The sequence below is a fragment of the Acidovorax sp. ACV02 genome (assembly GCF_014851475.1).
GTDB lineage: Bacteria > Pseudomonadota > Gammaproteobacteria > Burkholderiales > Burkholderiaceae_C > Acidovorax > Acidovorax delafieldii.
The window spans coordinates 507,885-521,776 of record NZ_JACUZU010000003.1; the positions used below are offsets into that span (position 1 = coordinate 507,885).

Consider the following 13,892-nt stretch of genomic DNA (forward strand, 5'->3'; position numbering starts at 1 on the left):
CATAGTCGGGGATGAATGGGACAGGCTGGCAGGCTTGTCCGCCCCCCCATACGACCTCCCTGACATATCCTTCCGCGCCGTGCCTCTCCGCGTTTTGCGCTCCGCCACCGCTACCACCCCAACGCCGGCCCTGTGGTCGGCGTTGCTGCTTTCCGGCGCACTGTGCCTGAGCGGCTGCAGCCTGCTGCCACGGGCCGACGAGCCCACGACCGGTGACTCGCGCAGCGACATGGCCAGCACCGCCGCCAGCGATGGCACGGCGTCGTTTGACGTGGTGGTGCGCGCCCCCGACACGGTGCGCGAGACGCTGGAGCGCCACCTGGAGCTGCAGCGCTTTCGCCAGCTGCCCGACCTGCAGGCCAACGAGCTGCAGCGCCTGCTGGGCGCCACTGATGCCAATGCGCGGGAACTGCTGGGCACCCTGGGCTACTTCGCGCCCACCATCACCGTGGAGCTGACGGAGGCGCAGGAAACCGCCGGTACCCGCAAGGGCGCGCCCCGCACCGTCACCATCACCGTGGAGCCCGGCCCCCAAACCCGCATTGCCCGCGCCGACATCACCGTGGCGGGCACCGACGATGCCGACAAAGACAACCTGGCGCGGCGGCAGCAGCGCCTGCAGCGCAACTGGTCCCTCGCCCCCGGGCAGCCCTTCACCCAATCGGCCTGGGACAACGCCAAGGCCGACGGGCTGCGCCAGCTGCAGGCCCGGCGCTACCCCACGGCCCACATCGCCAACAGCCGGGCAGAGATCGATGCCGACCGGCACGAAGCCCAGCTGGGAGTGAGCTACGACCCCGGCCCCGCCTACCGCTTCGGCCCCTTGCGCGTGCAGGGCAGCCAGCGCTACGACAGCGACGGTGCGCGGCGCCTGGCGCGCCTGCCCACCGGTGCGGTGTATGACGAAGCCGACATGCTGGACGCCCAGCTGCGCCTGGCCAGCAGCGGCTACTACGATACCGTGTTCCTCACGCTCGATACCGAAGGCACCGACCCGCAGGCCGCCCCCGTGGTGGCCCAGGTGCGCGAGGCCCCGATGCAAAAGCTGGTGTTCGGCCCCGGCTTCTCGACCGACAGCGGCGCACGCCTGTCACTGGAGCACATCCACAACCAGATGCCTGTGCTGGGCTGGCGCGCGGTGACCAAACTCGCACTCGACCGCGAAACCAAGCTCGCCAACACCGAATGGACGGACCTGCCCAACGACAACGGCTGGCGCTGGTTTGCAGGCGGCCAGGTGCTGCGCGAGGCCACGGGCGACTACGACGTCAACAGCGGCCGTCTGCGCGCAGGCCGCAGCAAAAGCACCAAATCCATCGACCGCAATTATTTTTTGCAGTACGACTACGCCAACAGCCAGGGCCTGACCGACAACACGCGGTCGCCCTCCGACACCAGCACGGCCCTGAGCCTCAACTACGGGTGGACGGGCCGCTACTTCAATAGCCTCACCGCCCCCACCCGGGGCCATGGCCTGGCGGTGGAGCTGGGCCTGGGCACCACCCTGCGGCCAGAGCGCGACCCGTTTGTGCGCACCCTGGTGCGGTGGCAGTCCTTCCTACCCGCAGGCCGCGTGCAGGACGATGCAGGCATGGGCCGCAATGCCCGCGTAGCACTGCGGGCCGAGGCAGGCGCCGTGCTGGCGCGCGAGGGGGCACAGATCCCCGTCACGCAGCTGTTTGTGACGGGCGGCGACACCACCGTGCGCGGCTATGGCTACCGCAGCATCGGCGCGCGCACCGACAACGGGCAACTCTATGGGGGCCGCTACCTGGCCGTGGGCAGCGTGGAGTGGCAGCGCCCCATCGTCTACCAGGGTGCCATGACCGACTGGGAAAGCACGCTGTTTGTGGATGCAGGCGCCGTGGCCGACAAGGTGGGTGACCTGAGCCCGCGCGTGGGCGTGGGTGCCGGTGTGCGCTGGCGCAGCCCCGTGGGCCCGCTGCAGGCCGACCTGGCCTACGGCGTCAAGACCAAGGAAGTGCGGCTGCACTTGCGCCTGGGGTTCAGCTTCTGATGGCGATGAACGCCCCGCACCTTCCCACACCCCGTGCCCGCACCCGCGCGTCGGACTTCAGCGCAGGGTCCTCGTCGGCCCCACGCCCTCCTGCGCCCCGCGCGCCGCGCGTGCTGCGGGCTCTGGGCTGGCTGCTGGTCGCCCTGGTGGCCCTGCTGCTGGCGGCCAGCGCGCTGCTGTGGTGGTGGGCGGGCAGCGGCACATCACTGGCCACCACGCTGGCCCGCGCGGCGCAATACCTGCCCGCCAACCAGCAACTGGAAAGCCGCGAGGTCAGTGGCTCGCTGCGCAGCGGCGGGCGCATTGGCTGGCTGCGCTGGAGCAGCCCCACCCTGGTGGTGGAAGTGACTGACATCCGACTGGGCTGGCAGCTGGCCCCCTTGCTGCAGCGCCGCCTGGAGCTGGGCGAGGTGCATGCCGCCCGCGTATTGATCACGCCCCAGCCACGCCCCGCCGACACGCCCGAGCCACCGCCCACGCCCCTCACCGACCTGGTGCTGCCGCTGCAGCTGGGCGTGCCGTTCCGGGTTGACCAACTGCTGTGGGCCGGCCCCCCCGCCGTGGAGGCCCAGGGCCTGGTGGGCGACTACCGGTTTGATGGCCGCCAGCACCGCCTGAACATCGGCGCGGTAGAACTGGCCCAGGGCCAGTACAGCGCTCGCGCCACGCTGGACGCACAAGCCCCCATGGCGCTGGATGCCACCGTGGACGGCACCGTGCAAACCGCCGTGCCCGGGGGCGGTGCCGCGCTGCAGGTGGGCGCCCACGCCACGCTACAGGGCACGCTGGCCACCGCCGCCGCCCAGTTGCAACTGCAGGCACGCCTGAAGCCCACGCCGACCAGCGAAGCCTCCACCCCGCCCATGGCCGCGCCTGCCAGCAAACCAGGCGCATCCAAATCCCTGCCCCCACGCGCGCCCCCTGCGCCTGCGGCCGACCCCATGCAGGCTGACCTTACCGCCACACTGGCACCGTGGGCACAGCAGCCCCTGCAGTCTGCCAACGCCACGCTGCGTGCCGTCAATCTGGCAGCCCTGTGGCCGCAGGCACCGGTCACGCAACTGCACGGCACGCTGCAAGCCGGGCCGACATCCGGTGGCACAGGCACGGCAGGCTGGAGCCTACAAGCCGCGCTGCGCAACGACCTGCCTGGCCCCTGGGACACCACCCGCCTGCCGCTGACCGCGCTGGACGCCAGCGCTAGCTACGACGGCACCCGCTGGACCGTGCCCAGCGCCACCCTGCAGGCGGGTGCGGGCAGCATCACCGCACAGGGCCACTACACCCCCGCCACCCATGCCCTGGAGGGCCAGGCCACCCTGCGCGCGCTGCGCCCCGACGCCCTGCACACGCTGCTGGCCGCCGCCCCGCTCTCCGGCCGCGTCACCGCACAAACCCAGGGCGACGCCGTGCGCTTCAGTGCCGACGTGCGGGCAGACACCGGCACGGCGGCGCGTGCAGCAACCGTAAAGACCCCGGGTGCAGCGGGCGCACCGCTGCGCATCAACACCTTCAGCACACAAGGCACCTGGCAGGCCACCGACGGCGGCACGGTGCGGCTGGACCGCTTTTTGCTGGACGCACTGCAGGCCCGCGTGGAAGCCACCGGGCTGCAGGTCGCACTGGGCACCCAATCTGCGCAAGGCAAGGTCACCCTGGCAGTGCCCGGCGCCACCGCACAGACACAAGGCACACTGGCCCCGCGCAGCGGCGCTGGCGACCTGCAGCTGCAGTGGGCCGATGCAGCACTCACGCAGCGTTGGCTGGCCGGCCTGCCCGTGGTGGGCACCACCGTACAGCGCACTCTGCACGGGGCCAGCGCCCAGGGCGCCTTACAGATCGGCGCGCGCTGGAAGGGCGGCTGGCAGACGTTGACTGAGCAACTTCAGACTGCCACCGCCAACAGCGCACCCGCCCGCAACCCCGACCGCTTTGATCTGCAGGCCACGCTGAACACCCCCCAGCTGGACCTGACGCTCCCGGCCACCACCAACGCCAGCGGCGGCACATCCGCCGGGCAAGCCCTGCAACTGCGCGCCTTCAAAGTCGAACTGGGGGGCAACCTGGCGCAGGCCTCCCTGGCGTTGACCGGCGAGGTCCGCACGCCAGCGCCCCAGGCCCTGCAGACCACGGTGCAGACCCGCCTTGCCAGCACCCTGGTGGGTGCCGGGCAATGGCAGTTGCAGGTCAGCGAACTGCGCCTGCAGGCCCAGGCCGCCCAACGCCCCGGGCCGTGGACGCTGCAACTGGCTGAGCCCCTGGGCCTGACCGTGCGCACCGGCACCCCTACCCCTGGAGCCCCCAGGTCACCGGCCAGCGGGCGTGCGGCACCATCGCCCACCACCAGCGCCCTCAGCCTGCAGGCATCGGCCGGTCAGGCCCGGGTCACAGGCCCCTTGCCGGGCACCGTGGCGCTGCGCTGGTCGCCGGTGCAATGGTCTGCCGCCACGGCATCCAACACCCCCCTGCGGTTGCAAACGCAGGGCACGCTGCAGGGCCTGCCCATGGCCTGGGTGGATGCGCTGGGCCTGGGCGAGACGCCCGCCGCCGCGGGCCGGCCCGCGCAGCCGTTGCTTGCGCGCATGGGGCTGGCCAGCAGCATCGTGCTTGACGGGCAATGGAGTGTGGACACCACGGGCGACGCCCTGCGCGCCAGCGCCAGCCTGCGCCGCGCCAGTGGCGACCTGCGCATCCTGGCGGGCGATGCCACGGCCGTCACAGCGGTGCAAAGCAGCGGCCAGGGCACCGGCGCCGGAGCCACCACCGTGCTGGCGACTGCGGCCACGCCGCCTGCAGGTGCATCCAGCACATCAAGCGCCCCAGGCACTCCCGCCGGTGTGCGCCAGGCAGAAATCACGGTCACCGCCGAAGGCGACACGCTGCGCGCGCGCCTGCTCTGGGCCAGCGACCGCGCGGGTGAGATCGACGCCACCGCCAGCACGCGCCTGGCCGCCGCCAACACCGCTGCCGCCATCACCTGGCCTGCCGACGCGCCACTGGCCGGCACCTTGCGCGCCCGCCTGCCCGACGTGGGCGTGTGGTCTGCGCTGGCACCACCCGGCTGGCGCGTGCGCGGCACTCTGGACGCCAGTGCGACCTTGTCGGGCACGCGCGATGCGCCGCGCTGGGCGGGCACCCTGGGCGCCGATGACATGGCAGTGAGATCGGTGGTGGACGGCGTGGACCTGCAAGGCGGCCGACTTCGCGCCACGCTGCAGGGCAACCAGCTCAATATCACCGAGTTCCGCCTGCAAGGCGGGCGGGGCAGCAGCGCGCGCATCGCAGGCTTCAGCGGCAACCGCACAGCCGCCGCGCAAGACGGCGGCACGCTGACCGCCACCGGCCGCGTGGCCTGGGGCGACAGCGCCACTGCAAGCACGGGCATGTCAGGCATCACCATGTCTCTGCAGGCCGAGGCCAAGGCACTGCAGGTGCTGGTGCGTGCCGACCGGCAGGTCAGCGTTTCGGGCCAGTTGCAGGCCCAGTTGCAGCAGGGCCAGATCAGCCTGCGCGGCAAGCTCACCACCGACCGCGCCACCATCATCCTGCCGGACGAATCCGCACCGCGCCTGGGATCAGACGTGGTCGTGCGCTCCGCCGCCAAGGACCGCGAAGACCAGGCCAAGGCCCAGGCCGCCGCCAAGGCCAACCAAGTGGCCGCGCAGGCAGAAACCGCCAAGCCGCCCGACATCGCCATCACCCTCAACCTGGGGCGCGACTTTGCGCTGCAGGGCCAGGGCATCACCACCCGGCTGACCGGCGAGGTGGACATCCGCAGCAGCGCTGTGCCCGGCGCCCCGCCGCGTGTGACCGGCGAGGTGCGCACTGACCAGGGCCGCTACCGCGCCTGGGGCCAGATGCTGGATGTGGAGACGGGCCTCATCCGCTTCAACGGCCCGTACAACAACCCCTCGCTCGACATCCTGGCGCTGCGCCCCAACATCAGCGTGCGCGCGGGCGTGCAGGTCACCGGCAGCGCACAGGCGCCACGCGTCACGCTGTATTCCGACCCTGAACTGCCCGATGCCGAAAAGCTGTCCTGGGTGGTGCTGGGCCGCAATGCCTCGGCCGGAGGCGCCGAAGCGGCCGTGCTGCAACAGGCCGCCTTGGCGCTGCTGGGCCGCAACGGCGGCCAAAGCCCCACGGCCAACGCCGCCAGCCGCCTGGGCCTGGACGAAATCGGCTTTCGCGGCGCCACCACGGGTGAGGACGCCAGCGCCGCTGCCCTCACCTTCGGCAAGCGCCTGTCCAAAGACCTGTACGTGACGTATGAGCGCAGCCTGTCGGGCACGCTGGGCACGCTGTACATCTTTTACGACCTGTCCCGCCGCCTCACCCTGCGCGGGCAAACCGGCGAGAAAAGTGCGGTGGACATCATCTACACCGTGAAATACGACTGAGGTCCAGACGGCCAGAGAGACAGCCGCGCGCCACTACAATGCGCGGCTGCCTTGCCTCCTCGTAGTTCAATGGATAGAACGAGTGCCTCCTAAGCGCTAGATACAGGTTCGATTCCTGTCGAGGGGACCAATTACCAGTCCGGAACCGTCCACACGGTTCCGGACTTTTTTATTTTCCCTTTGAAAACAGTATCTTAGCTGTCCATGGCAGTCCAAGGCAATCCATAGCCATCTGCGCAATGTGGGGGCATATCTGGGGGCATCATTCGCCAGATTGGGGGCACATCTATAGACATCGGTGCCCCCAAGAAGGTGCCCCCCAACAGCCGCGCACTCAGAAAACCACTTGCTCGCGCTTGGACGGTCGGCAAACCCCTCAAAGCCTACAAACCCCACCAGTCAGCCCTGGTGCACACGCCGCAAAACCCAGCCGCGGCCCTTTTCACTTGCTCGCGCTTCGACGGTCGGTAAACCCTCCAAAGCCTACAAACCCCACCACCTTGCCCGGCCTGCTGGTCTGCGAGTTGCCCCGCAGCTTTTTCACAGGCCCGCGTTTCGTCGGAAAAAAACCCTTCAAAACCCACCAAACCCTACCAAGCCACCCGGCAGGATGTAACCGCAAGCCACCCAACAACAAGCAGCACCAGCGAGGGAACTTGGGAGGCCAGCCACCGTTGACATGGCCGCAATCGGGCAGAAGCGACCCGGGTCGGCAGTTGAAAGCGCACGCTCAACGTAAGGGTGAGCGGTACATGAGGCATCGTGCGAGCGGCGCGGGCATCAAGGCTTCCTTGGAACATCAATCGAGGACTTTCCTGCCGGACGCTGACCATCCGGGAATTAGTGCGTCCTGTCCCACTCGCGTTGCCGCGAGTCATTGAGCGTCTTCACCAGCCACATTTGTTGGTGCGCAAACGCTGCACGCCATCGAGCGATGGCAGACTCATGCCCAGTACCTCACGGCAAAGGAAAAAGCTGTGCGCTCAACACTTGGTTCAGCATGGCAGCTGCTACCCGCCTCTCGTCGGCCCATATGGTTGGACAACCTTCGATTTCCTGCTGTCCCATGTCTCGTGGATGCCGCAAGCGATGCCATTTCACAAACATTCGCACACACCGCGCACAGGCCCGTTGTGTAAGCAGGCTATAGTGTTTGTAACGGTTTCGCACACGGACCTGGTCCTGCAACCGTGTAGCGCGCAACACAGGAGAGCAGCGGGTTTCATGGCTAAATTTGAATCTGTATTTTCATACAGCACACATGCCAAAAAGCCATGCCACAAAACCATTTACGCGTTTTTCCCGCGCCAGTGTAGACCGCAGGTGCCACATTGGCCTGTGGCTTGGTGCGGTCTGCATTACCTTAGACCACTGAGCTAACCATGACTGCACTTCCCCCGATTCAGGTAACTCAGCCTGAAACATTCATTCTTGAATCGCTCAATGTCGATGACGAATCCAATCAACGCATGGATGGTCGCGTCTTGTACGAGGTATTGCGTCTGCAAGGGAAGAACCCGATCTACTATTACTTTCGAACGCAGGTTGAGTTGATCAAGTTTGCTGAGATATTTCGTGCTTCTGGCTACCGATATCTTCATCTTTCGTGCCACGGGGATGAGCAGGTGCTGCAGTTCACGTTCGGCCAGACAACGTATGCAGATTTCGGTGCGATATTTGAAAAGAAGCTCAACAATCGTCGGCTTTTCATCTCTGGTTGCAGCCTTGGCAATGAGGCCTTCGCTAAGGCCGTCTTCGAAAAAAGTGGCGGCATGTACTCCGTGACGGCCCCAACTCGCAAAGTTTTCTTCTCTCAAACAAGTTCTTTTTGGCCAGCCTTCTACTACATGATGCACGCGTGGGACACTGAAGCAATGAAGCGTGAGCGCCTTTCCCAAGTGCTCGAACGTCTTACCGAAGTATTTGAGATGCCGATGGCGCACTTCTTCCGCAATACGGGAAAAAAGGGGGCGGTTGACTGCCGTCAGTTTGGAGGGGTTGCTGTCGCCGAGGCGCTTGTACCAGCAAAAGAAGCGCTGCCGGGTGAACCGTCAGCAGTGGTCTAACCACTTATTGCAGCGGGATCGCCTTCGGCGGCCGTCGAATTCAAACGCTAAGTCCCACAGAAGAAGTTCGATCCATCAGCAAACAGGAGAAGCCATATTGCCATACTCTGCAACCGTATTCCACGTCCTTATCGCGTCACCTTCAGATGTGCCAGCCGAGCGCGCCGCAATCGCGGAAGGTCTGCATGATTGGAATGCACTCAACTCACACGCGACGGGTTATGTACTTCTGCCTGTCAAATGGGAGTCCCACAGCGCGCCAGCGATGGGAGACCGCCCTCAAGCGATCATCAACGAACAGGTGGTTCGAAACTGCGACATGCTCATCGGTGCATTCTGGACAAGGCTAGGATCCCCAACAGGGGTCGAAGAAAGCGGAACGGTAGAAGAGATTCGATGGTTTTTGAAGCAAAACAAGCCAGTCATGTTGTACTACTCAAGACAGCAAGTGGATCTTGAAAACATCGACACGCAGCAACTCGAGAAGTTGAAAGAGTTCAAAAAGTCGATTCGAGACAAGGGTATCCAAGATCAATACGCTTCTATTGACGACCTCAAGCAAAAGCTCTCGCGTCATCTAACGATCGTTATGAGGGATATGACTGTTAATCCAGTTGTAGATGCTCGGATCGTCAGGGCCGCCAAGGAGTCAACCCGAGAAGAGCCGGAACGAGTGATAGAAAAGGTGGCACGTAAGCGAACAGCTGCGTCGTCAACAGAAAAAATTTGGCTGGAAGACTACACAGAGAAATCTTTTGCGGTGCGAGGAGATACGCGGGAATTCGCAGATGAGATTCGGGAGTTTGGGGGGAAGTGGATTTCTTTGAAGTCTGGTGGAAAGGGATGGATGTTCTCAAAGCGTAAGCTCGAGGAGGTAGCGCGGATCGTTGGAGTGCAACCGAAGCTTCGTCCCAGTGAGGCCTAATCCTTTATCGAGAGGACCGGCTCCAGTGAGCCTCTCTTGCCCCAAACCCATTTCCCCATAAAAAAGCGCGAAGCAGCCACGGCCACTTCGCGCCTTTCTCGCCTGACCCTGCGCCCTACAGCACCAATTCCCCGCCCCGCCGCACCTTATGAATCTGCGCAGGGGTCAGCACATCCTGCGCCGTCAGCGCCCCCAGGTCGAACACCCCCAGCACTTCCACCTGCGGCCGCGCGTTGTACTCTGGCAGCCCTTCGGCCATCGCTTTCAGCCCTTCAAGAATGAACGCCCACCGCGCAGCCACCATTTCCTCGCGCAGGGCTGCAGAGCTGGGCGGGCGCCCCAGCGAATCCTCGTGCGCGCTGGTGCTGCAAGGTGCGTGCGCCGCCAGCGCCATGGCCCTGGCCACAGCCTCCCCGGCCTCCTGCAGCACCTTGTAGCCCTCGGCCCGCGCGTGTGCGGTGTAGGCCCGCTCATACGCGGCCGCATAGGTGTGCGCCTGCCTGCTGGCCTCGGCCGCGAGCGCCTGCAGTTCCTTGGCTCCCTTGGCATGTGCCACCCGCATCACCTCGGCCATGGCCTGCGCATCGTTCTTGCGGTTGAGCGCGCTGCGCGTGGCTGCATCCTGGCTCTCAAACCCGCCGCTGGCAAACGCTGAATGGAACGCATCTGCCGCCGCATCGGCTTCATCTTCTGCCGCCTTGATCTTGCGGCCCAGCAGCTCCTGCGCCGCCTTGGCCTGGGCAAACCTCGGGCCTGCATCGTTGTCATAGGCCGTGCGCGCGCGGGCCAGCTCGGCCAGCGCTTCGTGCAGCGCAGCCTGGGCGCTGCGGGCGTGTTGTTGAACATCGAACGTCATGAATCACTCCTTGTGGACTGGGGGTTAAAAAAACACGCGGGAAGAAAGGGTTGAAGGCGGCGCGGCCGCAAGCTGTGGCGGTTCCTGTGGGGCGAGCCACTGCGCAGCGCCGCAGCCCTCCAGATGCCTGCGCACCACCTGCTGCGCGGCCGGGGTGAGCTTCGGCATCAGGGAGCGCACGGACTCGCGCAACTGCTGCAGCTCGCCCGCCCCGGCCTGCATCGCATCGATGCGCGCCTGCAGCGCTGCGGCCGTGCGCGTGGCCTTGTCGAGCTGGGCCGCGAGGCGCTGCACCTGGACCACGCTCTCGCGCTCCTGCGGCGTGGCGGGCACCACAGCGCGCAGCGCCTGCAGCTCGCGCTGGCGCTTTTGCCGGTGCTTGCGCTGCCGCTCGGCATCGGTCATGGGGGTGGGTTTGCTGGTGTCCATGGCCGTGCTCAGTACGGCAGTGCGCAGAACCGATGGCAACGCTGCAGCACGTCCTTGTGAGGCGTGTACCACTCGGGCACGCCCGGCAAACGCCCCTGCGCAGCCATGGCGCAGTTGCCCTTGCGCTGCAGGTGGTAGCAGTCGCGGCAGCGGTGGCGGTCGTCTTCGAGCACATCCACGGCCGCAGCCGACAGCAGCGCCAGCAGGCCGCTCTTGTGCAGCCGGATCAATTCGCTGGTGGCTTCATCGAGCCACACGGCGGGCCACACCTGCAGGTTGCCTTCGGCCGTGGCCGACAGATGCAGGCCCTTGTGGCGCAGGCGTTCCAGCAGCGCGGCGGCGGTCTTGGTGTCGCTCATGCGGCTACCTCAGAACGTGGCCACATCGTCGGCCGAAGGGATGCCCATAGCGTCGGCCGCAGGCATCGGCCGCAGCGCTGCCGACTGGTGCACCGCCCAGTGCAGCAACCCTGCCCGGTGCCCGATGCGCACAAACCTTTTGCCTTCCACGATGCGCCCCTGCATGCGCTCGATCCAGCGGCCCAGCATGCGCGAATTGATCTTGCCCGCCTGCCCTGCAATGTCATCCATGGCCATGGCCAGGAGCGCATCGGTATCGCTGCGCCGGATGGCACCGCCCACCGTGGTCTGGTCCGGGCCGAAGGCTGCAAACCACGCCTCCACCAGCGCGCGCAGCTTGGTGGTTTCCGGGTCTTGCTCAAAGGCGCGTGCAGCCGCTTCCATCGGGTCGGCCAGCATGGGCAGCCCTGCCCCTTCGGGCGTGCCCGCGATCGCGGCCACCTGCTGCGCCAGCCAGCAGATGGGCTGGCGCACCAGATCGTCCCAATGCTCAAAGCTGGCGGTGCGGCCCTTGGCCATCTTGGGCCGCCCTGCCATGATGTACGCCCGAACAATGGTCAGCGCAGCCACCACGTAGGCCAGCCGGTCCGTCTGCACCATCTGCGCGGGGTCGAATGAGAAGTCCCGCGTATAGGGCGTTTCGCTCTGCGCATCGATGCGCGCCGTCAGCACGCGGCGGCAGGTGTCCGAGGTCATGCGCAGGTTGTTGCCCGTGGCAATGAACAGCGCGCGGTTGGGCAGCGTGATGGTTTCGCTGCTGCCCAGCACCCGGTCGGCAAACGTGGGCGCGGTCAGGAACGCATCCAGCGATGCAGAGCCCAAGGGCTCGCGCACGTTGTCCCAGAGCACCACGCGCTGGCCTTCGCGCAGCACCGCAAACAGGCGCTTGCGGGTTTCTTCGTCGGTGTCAGCCGGGGGCAATATCGAAGGTTCAGAGCCCATGGCCAGGATGCCGATGCAGCGCGCCAGCAGGGTCTTGCCGCTGCCTGCGGCCGGGGCGTCGAAGCCCACGCCGGGCGCAGTGGGCAGGCTGGCGCGCAGCGCGGCCGACAGCAGGCCGTGCAGGGCCACGCCGTTGGCCACGGCATCCACCAGGGGGAACAGGGCCAGCGGCGCCCACAGAAAGCGCAAGGCTGCCAGGGCATCCTGCACGGTCGGTTTGACCGGCACACGCGGTGGATTGGGGTGTTCGCAATAGAACAGCAGGCCCGATGCTTCATCGTGGCCGGGGCGGTCCAGGATGCTGCCGTCAATGCGCAAGGTGGGCGCAGTGACCACCGCCACCAGCTTCTTGAATCCACGCTCGCCATGCTTGGCCAGGATGGCGCGGGCCACGCTCAGCGGCGCATCCTCGGGGCCTTCTTCGGGCGCTTCCTCGCCATCGGCTTTTCTGCGGTGGCGCATCGAATAGAACTCGCACACCCGGCCCATGTGGTCGGTGAGCCAGTCAGGGGTAACGGGGCGCGCCTTGCCGTCGCTCACATAGGCCACAGCGCCCTCGCCATAGTCGAACAGCTCGCCCCGTTCCTGCAGCACAGCCAGCACTGCGTCGGTCGTGGCCACGCGCATGCCGCGCCCTACCTGAATGCGCGCGCTCTGGCGCAGCAGCTCGAAGCGCATGCCGCCATGGCGGTGGGTGAACAGGTAGGGGCGCTGGCCGCTCTTGAGGTTGACCACCGCCACGCGCGTATCCGTGTCCGGGTCCAGCGGGTCGGCGAACTGGGCGTTGTGCCAGCGCTCCGGTCGGTCGAGGATTTCCCCCACGGAGACCGGCTTGCCCTGCTCTGCCATCAGCACGAAGTCGCCCATCAATACCCGCTGGGCGCTGGCACGCTGCAGCACGTCGCGGGCCTTGTCCACGGGGATGCCGCGGCGCTTGGCCAGGGCTGGGGCGTGGGTGGCCACCCAGCGCTCGCGCTGCGCTGCGCACTGCCCCGCCAATTGAACCCGCGCGGCCTTCTTGAGCGCCTGGGCCTGCTTGTGGGTGTCGGCATCGTGCGGGATCAGCGCGAGGTCGAACAGCGCCAGCGGGTCGCCAAAGATGCGCGGTGCAGCGTGCGGCCGCTGCAGGCTCTTGCCCAGCAAGGGCGGCGCGCAGAAGTCCAGGCGCTCGGGCTGCCACACGCTGGCATCGATCAGGGTGCGCTCCAGCGCCTGCCCTGCGCGGCCTACGTCGAACCAGCCATGGCCTGCAGCCCAGAGCAATTGCACCAGGGCGCGCCCGGCCTCGGGGATGCGTGACGCATCGCGCACGGGGATGTAGAGGCGGTGGCGCGTGAGTGCGGACAGCTCGCGGCCGTCAGTGGTGCACACACCGGCCGAACAGCTCGGGCGCCAGAGCATGGGCGCATCGGCCAGGGCCGGGCAAGCTTCTATCAGGCGCTGGCGGAACACATCCGCGCTCAGCTCGCCATCGGGCGCGCCGTCATGGTCGAGCATCAGCACGCCGGGCCCTACAGGATAGGCGAAGTGGCGCCGGGTGCGGGATATGGCGCCGGGTGCCTCGGCCACTTCGCGCTCGGGCACGATGGGCACGCTGGCACCTGCAGCAGCATCGCACACACCCCAGCTTGTGGCCTGCGCGGGGTCGAGGGTTTCCAGCACATCGGCCAGTTCCTGCAGTCCGTGCGCAACCGTTCGCACCGCGCTGCCGCGCATCATGTTGGCGGCGCTTTCCTTGTGCAGCGTGCCATCGGCGGCCAGGGTCAGAACTTTGGTCAGGCGGTCGGGGACCGTGGCGGTATAGACGGTGAACTGAAGTGCGCCAGCGGTTGGCGCGGATGGGGTGTTTTTTGCAGCGTCCGATCTGGGTGCGCTGGCCTTCTTTGTTGCCATGGTGT

The 13,892-nt window shown here is 66.8% G+C and carries 9 protein-coding genes and 1 tRNA gene; 5 read left to right on the forward strand and 5 right to left on the reverse strand.

Annotation, left to right across the window (positions count from 1 at the left end; all coding sequences use genetic code 11):
* Nucleotides 1–79: 79 nt before the first annotated feature.
* The 3 genes from IB236_RS09700 (at nucleotide 80) to IB236_RS09710 (ending at nucleotide 6,547) form a co-directional block, all read left to right on the forward strand.
* A complete protein-coding gene (locus IB236_RS09700; protein WP_370539908.1) occupies nucleotides 80–2,017 on the forward strand; it encodes an autotransporter assembly complex family protein in 1,938 nt (645 codons plus the stop codon).
* Nucleotides 2,017–6,417, forward strand: coding sequence for a translocation/assembly module TamB domain-containing protein (locus tag IB236_RS09705; protein ID WP_192420353.1), 4,401 nt, complete (start codon nucleotides 2,017–2,019; stop codon nucleotides 6,415–6,417). The genes IB236_RS09700 and IB236_RS09705 overlap by 1 nt, the downstream gene beginning before the upstream one ends.
* A 55-nt stretch (nucleotides 6,418–6,472) precedes the next feature.
* Nucleotides 6,473–6,547: transfer RNA gene (locus tag IB236_RS09710), tRNA-Arg, on the forward strand.
* Nucleotides 6,548–7,374: 827 nt separating this feature from the next.
* Here the strand turns inward: IB236_RS09710 and IB236_RS24595 are convergent.
* Entirely contained in the window at nucleotides 7,375–7,623 is a 249-nt protein-coding gene (locus IB236_RS24595; protein WP_370539909.1) for a phage integrase N-terminal SAM-like domain-containing protein, read from the reverse strand.
* 176 nt (nucleotides 7,624–7,799) lie between these two features.
* On the opposite strand from IB236_RS24595, the gene IB236_RS09715 reads away from it, so the two are divergent.
* Together IB236_RS09715 and IB236_RS09720 are read left to right on the forward strand one after the other, a co-directional pair.
* Nucleotides 7,800–8,483: a hypothetical protein gene (locus IB236_RS09715; protein ID WP_192420356.1), complete on the forward strand. Its 684-nt coding sequence runs from the start codon at nucleotides 7,800–7,802 to the stop codon at nucleotides 8,481–8,483.
* Nucleotides 8,484–8,580: 97 nt separating this feature from the next.
* Complete coding sequence (locus IB236_RS09720; RefSeq protein WP_192420358.1) at nucleotides 8,581–9,408, forward strand: hypothetical protein; 828 nt, start codon at nucleotides 8,581–8,583, stop codon at nucleotides 9,406–9,408.
* A gap of 115 nt (nucleotides 9,409–9,523) precedes the next feature.
* Here the strand turns inward: IB236_RS09720 and IB236_RS09725 are convergent, their stop codons facing one another.
* Genes IB236_RS09725 through IB236_RS09740 form a run of 4 tightly spaced genes read right to left on the reverse strand, consistent with a single transcriptional unit; the run spans nucleotide 9,524 to nucleotide 13,887 of the window.
* Nucleotides 9,524–10,264: a hypothetical protein gene (locus IB236_RS09725; RefSeq protein ID WP_192420360.1), complete on the reverse strand. Its 741-nt coding sequence runs from the start codon at nucleotides 10,262–10,264 to the stop codon at nucleotides 9,524–9,526.
* A 24-nt stretch (nucleotides 10,265–10,288) separates the two neighbouring features.
* Nucleotides 10,289–10,693: a hypothetical protein gene (locus IB236_RS09730; protein ID WP_192420361.1), complete on the reverse strand. Its 405-nt coding sequence runs from the start codon at nucleotides 10,691–10,693 to the stop codon at nucleotides 10,289–10,291.
* An 8-nt stretch (nucleotides 10,694–10,701) separates the two neighbouring features.
* A complete protein-coding gene (locus IB236_RS09735; RefSeq protein ID WP_192420363.1) occupies nucleotides 10,702–11,052 on the reverse strand; it encodes a hypothetical protein in 351 nt (116 codons plus the stop codon).
* 9 nt (nucleotides 11,053–11,061) lie between these two features.
* Nucleotides 11,062–13,887, reverse strand: a complete 2,826-nt coding sequence (locus IB236_RS09740; RefSeq protein ID WP_192420365.1) for a hypothetical protein — start codon at nucleotides 13,885–13,887, stop codon at nucleotides 11,062–11,064.
* Nucleotides 13,888–13,892 lie beyond the last annotated feature (5 nt).